7 protein-coding genes are annotated in these 8,681 nt (G+C 40.1%); all 7 read right to left on the bottom strand.

Going from position 1 to position 8,681, the window contains the following annotated elements:
• Positions 1–2: 2 nt before the first annotated feature.
• The 7 genes from NRF22_RS08290 to NRF22_RS08260 all read right to left on the bottom strand — a co-directional run bounded on the left by NRF22_RS08290 (position 3) and on the right by NRF22_RS08260 (position 8,639).
• The gene (locus NRF22_RS08290; protein ID WP_263780043.1) at positions 3–2,237 is read right to left on the bottom strand and encodes an LTA synthase family protein; all 2,235 of its coding nucleotides are present in this window, start codon (positions 2,235–2,237) and stop codon (positions 3–5) included.
• Positions 2,237–2,491, bottom strand: coding sequence for a YkuJ family protein (locus tag NRF22_RS08285; RefSeq protein WP_263780042.1), 255 nt, complete (start codon positions 2,489–2,491; stop codon positions 2,237–2,239). The genes NRF22_RS08290 and NRF22_RS08285 overlap by 1 nt, the downstream gene beginning before the upstream one ends.
• The gene (locus NRF22_RS08280; protein ID WP_263780041.1) at positions 2,478–3,506 is read right to left on the bottom strand and encodes a lysylphosphatidylglycerol synthase transmembrane domain-containing protein; all 1,029 of its coding nucleotides are present in this window, start codon (positions 3,504–3,506) and stop codon (positions 2,478–2,480) included. The genes NRF22_RS08285 and NRF22_RS08280 overlap by 14 nt, the downstream gene beginning before the upstream one ends.
• A complete protein-coding gene (locus tag NRF22_RS08275; protein WP_263780040.1) occupies positions 3,503–4,534 on the bottom strand; it encodes a glycosyltransferase in 1,032 nt (343 codons plus the stop codon). The genes NRF22_RS08280 and NRF22_RS08275 overlap by 4 nt, the downstream gene beginning before the upstream one ends.
• Positions 4,535–4,547: 13 nt before the next feature.
• Positions 4,548–5,843 (bottom strand): glycosyltransferase, encoded by a 1,296-nt coding sequence (locus tag NRF22_RS08270; protein WP_263780039.1) that lies wholly within the window; start codon positions 5,841–5,843, stop codon positions 4,548–4,550.
• A 54-nt stretch (positions 5,844–5,897) separates the two neighbouring features.
• A complete protein-coding gene (gene ptsP / locus NRF22_RS08265) occupies positions 5,898–7,625 on the bottom strand; it encodes a phosphoenolpyruvate--protein phosphotransferase (RefSeq protein ID WP_263780038.1) in 1,728 nt (575 codons plus the stop codon).
• A 213-nt stretch (positions 7,626–7,838) separates the two neighbouring features.
• Positions 7,839–8,639 (bottom strand): Cof-type HAD-IIB family hydrolase, encoded by an 801-nt coding sequence (locus NRF22_RS08260; protein ID WP_263780037.1) that lies wholly within the window; start codon positions 8,637–8,639, stop codon positions 7,839–7,841.
• Positions 8,640–8,681: the final 42 nt, after the last annotated feature.

Genomic DNA, 8,681 nt, shown 5'->3' with positions numbered 1-8,681 from the left:
AACTATTTTGTAGGGGCTGAGGAACTACTACTGGATGATGCAGGTTGCACCGAAGCTGAGGAACTACTATTAGCGTCACTCTCTTGAGATGTTGTTTTTTCCTCCTCCAGTTTTTGGAAATATTTTTTAATTTTGGAAGGAGACCAAAGCATGACTTCAGAACTTTTATACAATTTCAAAAGTGATTTTCCGCCGTTTTTGGTACGTAATGAACTAGGATTAGTGATTTGTGCTCGCTTCAAGGATGCTAAGCTAGTGCCAAGTGTATAGTCGTAACTTTTTTTATCAACTTTTTTAAAATTATTTTGCTTGTCAAAACGTAACAAGTCGCCGGAAACAACTTGGTCAGAGTATGCCAATTGCTGATCAACGAAATTTTGAGTCTGATCAATAAATCGTTTAGTCTTTTTAGACGCACTCTTGTAACTAATTGCTCGTCCATTATCGGTCCGCCAATAAGTGCCATTCATCTTAATGACAGTAGGGGTAACGAAATCACCGTTTCTAAAACTGACAACTTGGCGATTTTGGTCCGACAACAGGTCATCTCCGAATTGAACGGTGCCGTCGTTAGGAACGCCGAGGAGATCAAACAATGTCGGCAGCACATCAATTTCACCGCCATAAGTATGATTGATTCCACCAGGTAAATTACTGGCATGAATCATAAACGGTACCTTTTGAAATTGTGCGAGATCGTAATTGGTAATCCGGTCTTTTTGGAGAAGCTGTCCAATAGCTGGCTGATGGTTTTCTGAGATACCATAATGATCCCCATAGACGTAAATGAGACTATTATTGTACAAACCCGTTGCCTTTAACCAGTCCATAAATTCACCAAAAGCCGAATCTAAATAATGAGCCGTCTGGACATAGTGGTCCACTGTTCTATCCCCTGTGGTTGTAGCGGGAAATTGATTAGCAATTTCTTTATTAGTTTCATAAGGATAATGATTGGTAACGGTAATTATTTTTGCATAGAAAGGTTGTGGCAACTGTTGAATATACCTAGCCGAGTCGCGTAAAAATATTTTATCCAGCATACCATATCCAACATTATTCTGAGATTTCGTTGATTGCGGGTAAAATTGCTTACTGAAAAAATAATTGTATCCCCAAGATTTATATGTATTATTTCGGTTCCAAAAAGTTGGTACGTCACCGTGAAAAGCCGCTGTCGTATAACCCATTTGATTTAAAATTGCTGGAGCCGCTTGAAAAACATTACTGGTACCATATTTCACCATGGCTGAACCAGATGGCAAACCAAAAAGTGAATTATCAAGCATCGTTTCGGCATCCGAGGTTTTCCCTTGGCCAACCTGATTGTAAAAGTTATCAAACGAAAGCGTGTGCTGATCATGGAAAAATTTATTTAAATTCGGTGTGACTTCCCTACCATTCACACGATAATCAATTAAAAACTGCTGAAAAGACTCAAGATGGAAAACAATGACATTACGGCCCTTATCAATGCCAAAATATTTAACATTGACTGGCGAACGATGCTTGTTAATCCATTTAACAATCGGCTTGAGCTCCGATGCATTAGCCCTTTCTCTACTTACCGCTTGGTTATGGGTCTGCAGGGCATTAAATGCTGCGTACTCATTCAAACCTAGATATTTCACAATATAGTTATTGTCAAAAGATCGTGTCAACAAACCTGATCGATTGGCACTTGCAAGACCAAAAACCAAAAACACCAAGACAAAGCCAAGTGTTGAGGTTAAAACGGCAAACCGCCTACGCAAACCTTTTTTATCAGAAACAATTTGGCGAAAAAACAGTAGCAGAATTAATACCGAAATATCTAAGAAGACCAAGAAATCACTAAGATGGACGATCCCAGCAATAGACTTACTCAAATTTTCGCCAACTGATGACCCGGAGGACATAATCGATAATGAAAGAAAATCACTAAATTCTCGATAATACAGCATATTGGCAAAAAGCCAGATCGTCTGAATCAAATTCATAATGATCATAATCCAATAAGCCAGATAACCACGAAAATATAAAGCAAGGCTGAGCAGAATAATGGCTGTTGGAAGCGGATTAAGCAAGGCAATCAGCAGTTGCATCATACCTTTAATACCTAAGTTGAAACTAATAAAATACTCGATCACAGTCTTAAGTTCAATAAAAAAAAGATTTATCAAAAAAAACGCAACCAAAGGCCTAATCTGTCGCTTAGAAAAAAAATATTTAGTTTTAATCAGTAACTGTTTAATCATTAAAAAGTCAATTTCAGATCACGAAGCGTCTCATAAATATCAATTGCGGCTAAATCAATATTATCAAATTCGAAAAGCTGGTTGCCACGAAATTCCTTCAAAGTAAATATTCGAGTCTCATGATCAAAGGTTACACGCGCCAAATTCAATCCATACAAGTCAAAATTTCGAACCTGGATACGTTTGCTTTCATCCTTAACCATTGCTTCCAAACGATTGATAATTGGTAGAATTTCGGATTCAGTTTTCGACATTATTTTTTCCATCGTAATGACTCGGTACTAAATTATACGCTATCAATCCAGCAAAAATACCGAAATAGTAGGTCAGAATCCGCCAAATCAGCATCGCAAAAATTGTCACAGTATGATTGGCTAAAAAACTCGAGAACAGCAACGAAAAGCCAATTTCAGCGCCGCCGCTACCCCCAGGAACCGGAAAAATCGATATTGCCAAAGTTAGGATAACATTTAGCGCCACTATGAAAATAAAATCAGCATTATGGGCACCTACGGCTAACAAAATAAAGTAAGGAATTGCATAGTATATAAACAGTTGCAGCAAGGTCAACAGTGAAGCGGCAAACAATTTTCTTGGATTTTTAGCTAATTTGTTAGATACTTCGTGAAATTCTAAAATTCGCTGATCCAGTTTCTTGGCAATATCAGCTGTTTGTTGTTCAGAAAGAAACCAATGAAAAGGTGCCAAAACAAGATTGGCTATTTTTTCTGTTATCGGCGGAAAAAACATAATAAAAATGAGGCCCAAGAGAACCAATACATGAATAGCAATGCCAAAAATAACTAGGCTTGTCATTGATAACATATGATTGGCAACATATTGATAACCAAAAAGCAGGCAAATCAAGAAAGCTACGACAATCATTCCCTGATAAATCACAAACTTCATCAGTGATACAGAGGTCCCTTCCCCAACTGAGATACCCGCTTGGCGCAGACCCAAGATTTGCATTGGCTGGCCGCCAACGGAAAAAGGTGTGATACCATTCCCAAATTGTTCCATCCATGGCGTGCGCATAATTCCCCAAAGGCTCGCCTTGTGAGGAGCAATTAAAACTTCTAGGATCCAAGCCATAGTCAAGTAATAGAAAATGACTAATACAAAAGCAAATAGCAGCCAGCCATAATTCGTTTTGGAAATTTGCTGGCAAAATTGCTTTAAATTAACCTGATGAAAGCTGTAAATAAAAACAACCGCACCGATGAAGAGAGTAAATAAAATCCAAAAAATCCGTTGTCTCGTTGTCATTTGCTCTCCTTACTAGGTAGTGTTAAGGCCTGTTCGTACGCATTTCTCAGCTCTTGGCCGATCTTACTGATGTCACGTGCTAGTGCTACACGATGGCCTGCCTTAGAAACGTCTTTCACCTGACCGGATAAAATACGATGCAATTTATCGTCAAAATCATCCAAATTCTTCGCTTTGTAACAATTCACACCATCTTTGAGCCAATCAGCATATACCGGAATATCTCTAACTAGAACTTTCTGTGAACTTGCCAGGGCCTCAAGGACAACAATACCTTCTGTTTCTTCAAAACTTGGATATAAGAATAAATCCGCGCCTGAATAGGCGCCTTGTAATACATCGCCTGTGATATACCCAGCAAAAAGACAATTTTCCGGATGATCGTTTCGAATAATATTACGAATTTTTCGGGGAATAATGCGTAAATCTGTATAACCAAACCAAACAAATAGATAATCCGGATTCCGCCTGGCCAACTCAACAAAATCTGCAATCCCTTTTCTTTCAAAATAGAGACCAACTGAAATGATTATTTTGCGAGTGTCCTCGGGCTCTAGGTTTAAAAATTGACGAAATTTAGTAATTTTAGCTTGGTTCTTTCGGTAGGAAGCTACCTTTACACCATTTGATATCGGAATAATCGGTTGTGTCAGGCCATATCCTCGTAGAAGCAATTTAGCATAGGGTGTAGGCGTAATAATCAGATCAGCCTGTTTGTAGGCATTAACTAAATACTTTTTAAAGGGTTTGGCAATTAAATTAGAACCGATAAAAGAATTTCGAAAATCTTCATAGGTCGAATGAGCATGATAAACAATTGTTTTACTCTGCAAACGCGCTTTTGCCACCATCGCTGCTGACTTGGGCCCATAGGTGTTGACATCAATCAAATCATAGTCCTTAGAAAAAGGGTTTGTATCAAGAACAACATCTGTATAAGACAGTTCCTCTTGCTGTAATCTCTGTGCGTGTCCGATACCAGACCGGCTAATAAGTCCCGGGTTTTCAAAATACTGCAAAACTTTCATTCTGTTAATTCTACTATTTATTGCTGTCGACTTCTTTTTTGCCCTTCAAAATTCTGCGTTTCGCCACTTTAGGCAAGGGCAAACGACCCAATAATTGGCGTGCATAACCAATCTCATCATCAGTTGGTTCATCTGTGTCCTTAGCGTGCGGCGGCCGGTACTCAGCAATGACCTGCGTGTAAAAATGCAAAACATCTTCGCCAAATTTTTCAGCCCCAACTTCTCGCAATACCTCTTGACAATCGTGATCCTTATTTTTATTCTTTGCATCTGCCAGATAATATTCGATTGCTTGAGCCATCTCCTCATTATTCTCAACGATCGTACCAATCATCTTGGATTTTGTAATCTGCTGCAGATAGAGATTTGGCATAGCGACAAAAGGCCGATTAGCATTGACTGCCTCGATAAAGGTTAAGCCTTGTGATTCAGAAGTTGACGGGCTGGCAAAAACATCGGCCATTCGGTAATATGAATAAACATTTTTGTGGTCAACCATGCCGACAAATTTAACATGTTTGGCAAGCCCAAGTGCTTTAGCATGTTCTGTCAATTCTTCGCGAGCCGGCCCGTCCCCAGCAACAACCAAAATAACATTATGAAAACGGTCAATAACATCCGGCAATATATTGATGAGTTCCTCTAAATTTTTTTCAAAAGCAACTCGGCCCAGGGATAAAATGACCGGCTGTTTGGGCCTAATACCTAGTTCTTTGCGCAACTCAGCAGATCGGTCCAGTTGGTTTTTAGGGAAACTGACGCCAGTCGGAATGATCGGCATCGGGGCTGACACACCATATCCACGCAAGGTATCATAGACTCGCTGACTTGGTGCGATCACGCCATTAACAGATTTGAGAAATGCTCGAATAATGACCTCGACGCCTCCAGCTTTGATGAGACGGCCATTCATCACGTAATGCGTGTAGTCCTGATACATCGTATGATAAGTGTGAACAAGCGGGATTTTTAATTCTCGAGCCGTAATTCTACCCATTAAACCAAGACTGAATTCTGTTTGCGTGTGAACAATATCCAAACGGAGCGTTCTGGCAATTTCAATCGCTTCAAAAAAACCTCGAAAAGTGATTCGGCGATCTTTAAATCCTGTATATGGAATAGATGAGAAACGATAAATATTTTTCTCCGGGCCTCGGCCATACTGGGATCTTTTGACCTTAGGATCGGTGGTGGTAAAGATGTACACGTTGTTGCCTTGGGCTTCCAGCTGCTGGGCTAAAATCTGCGTGCTGGTACTAACACCGGACACCTGAGGAAAATAAGTATCAGTAAAAAGTCCTATATTCATGTCTACATTATACTGGTATGACAAAAAAAGACCTAGCGGCCTTTTTAACAAGTATTATTTCGTTGAACTCTTGACTAAATCAATAACTTGCTGATTACTGTCTTGATCCAATGCTGTTTTTGCCAGTGTCTTCAAATCGGAAACCTTTAAATGCTTGATCAATGACCGCGTCGGCAGTACAGACGAAGCGGACATGGAGAATTCATCCAGTCCTAGTCCGGCCAAGATTGGTACTGCGATTGGGTCGCCGGCCATTTCACCGCACATGGCAACGAATTTGCCTTCGTGATGTGCTGCATCAATCACATTGTGAATCAAGCGCAAAATAGATGGATTGTAGGGCTGATACAAATAAGAAACACTATCATTGCCACGGTCGGCAGCCATCGTATATTGAATCAGATCGTTGGTGCCAATTGAGAAGAAATCAACCTCTTTAGCAAATTTATCAGCTAAAACAGCTGAGGCAGGAATCTCAACCATAATGCCTAATTTGATGTGGTCCGAAATTTTGGTGCCCGCCTCAATAAGCTTCGACCGTTCCTCTTCATATATTTTCTTCGCAGCACGGAATTCTTGGAGAGTGGCAATCATTGGAAACATGATCCACAAATCCCCATAAACAGAAGCCCGTAACAGAGCCCTCAATTGCGTCCGAAAAATATTATCTTGTTTCAGAGAAATTCGAATAGCACGATAACCTAGAAATGGGTTGGCTTCCTTTGGCAGTTTCCAGTAGCTCAACTGTTTATCACCGCCAATATCCATCGTCCGAACCGTTACTGGTTTGCCTTTCAAAGCCTGTAAAGCAGCTTTATAGGATTCAAACTGCTCGTCTTCTGTTGGAAGATGGTCTGAATCAATAAATAAGAATTCTGTTCGAAATAGGCCGATACCTTCTGCACCATTAGCAACAACTGCATCTAGGTCTTTAGGAGAACCGATATTAGCTGATATGTCAAAATGAACACCATCAGCTGAAGCGGTTCTCTCATCGCGGAGTTGTGCCTGCTCACGCTTTCTGGCAAAATATTCACCAACTTTTTTTGCGTAAGCAACTTCTTCGTCTTCATTGGGAGAAATTAAGACCTGGCCGGCGTCGCCATCAACAATTAAATTAACGTGATTCGCGATTTCAGCAATCGCGTTACCAGTACCAACAACGGCCGGAATTTCCAAAGAACGCGCCATAATCGAAGCATGGGCTGTGCGACCACCAAGATCAGTTACGATGCCCTTAACGAATTTTGGGTCCAACTGAGCGGTATCGGAAGGCGTCAAATCATGTGCAACGACAATCACATCGTCATCGATCAAGGCTGGGTTTGGTAATTCAACACCCAAAAGGTGGCTTGTCACTCTTTTTGCAATATCTCGAATATCAGCTGCGCGTTCCTGCATATAGGCATTATCAGTCATAGCCTCAAAAGTCGCGATATAACTATCAGTCACATTTTTTAAAGCAGATTCCGCGTTAATCTTTTTATCGTGAATTTGACCTTTAATTGCCGATACCAGTTCAGGATCAGAAAGCATCGTAATATGCGCCTCAAAAACCTCAGCTTCCTCTTTGCCTAAAGTCTCTTCAGCCTTGTTTTTAATCTTTTCCAAATCACTTTTAGAAGCGTCCAGTGCTCGACTCAACCGCGCCTGTTCAGCCTCCACGTCGGTGATCGTCTGATTGTAGGGAAAAGCTAAATCTGGATCAACCAACAAATAACTTTTCGCAATCCCAACACCATCTGATGCGGCAATACCACTTAATTTCTCTGTTTCAGTCATTGTTACCCCCAACTATTAACATGAGACCTGTCCTACTTTCACAAATGGCTTGTTTGACTAGGTATGATTCAAATACATCAGACAAATGCCGACAAACCAGTCAAGTCATCACCATGAATCTCATCAACTATTAGTTTAACATTTGTAACGTAACCGTTTTCATTAATTGCAGTTAAATAATCGGAATGTTTGAACGGTGTACTGCCAACTGCATCATAAATTAAAATAATGTTCCAGAAACACTGCCACACCATCTTCCAAATTATTTTTGGTCGTAGCATTAGAAACAGCTTTAACAGAAGGAATTGCATTTTCCATCGCGACTCCCACACCGGCAGCCTTGATCATTGGCAAATCGTTTTCTTCATCCCCAAAAGACATCACATTTTCAAAGGTCCAACCAAAATGATCCAACAATTTTCCTAAACCAAGGCTCTTATTCACACCATTCGGCAGAAATTCAAGCAAATTAGGCCGGCTTTTAACAATAGTCAGATCTAAATTACTTTGAGTCGCGTTCTGAATCGCTTGCACTTGTGCGGCGTCGGTCTGACTGACAAATTTGAAAAATTTCTTCTCTGGCAAAGCAGCAAATGTGACATCGGTAAAAGGCATCAAATCTCCTATAAAGGACTGATAACCCGACTTTCTGATATCAATGACAGAAAATGCACGATCAATCGTAATGCCATCTAAGGGAAAACGCAATTCCTGTGCTAACTGATTAATGGGACGAATATCATCCTTCGTAATATAACGACTGAAAATCACCTTCCGATCAGAATTTCGTTCAACTAACCCACCATTAAAATTAATCGAATAATCTTCATCATCCGTCAGCTCTAATTGTTTAATAAATGGTAATATTCCCTTGATAGGCCGCCCAGTTGTCAAGACAACTTTCATTCCGTTTGCGTGTAATTGTTTTAAAACACGCTCATTTCTCGGGCTGATACGACTCTGTCCGTTTAATAACGTATTATCCAAATCTAGTGCAACTAATTTAATCGTCAATGGTAATCTCCTTATCTAGTTAGCAAAAAATATTTATTCAGT

Origin of the sequence: Oenococcus kitaharae (genome assembly GCF_025758695.1) — a bacterium.
Lineage (GTDB): Bacteria > Bacillota > Bacilli > Lactobacillales > Lactobacillaceae > Oenococcus > Oenococcus kitaharae_A.
The sequence above is the reverse complement of the archived record's forward strand: the minus strand, read 5'-3'. Positions and strand labels throughout refer to the sequence as shown.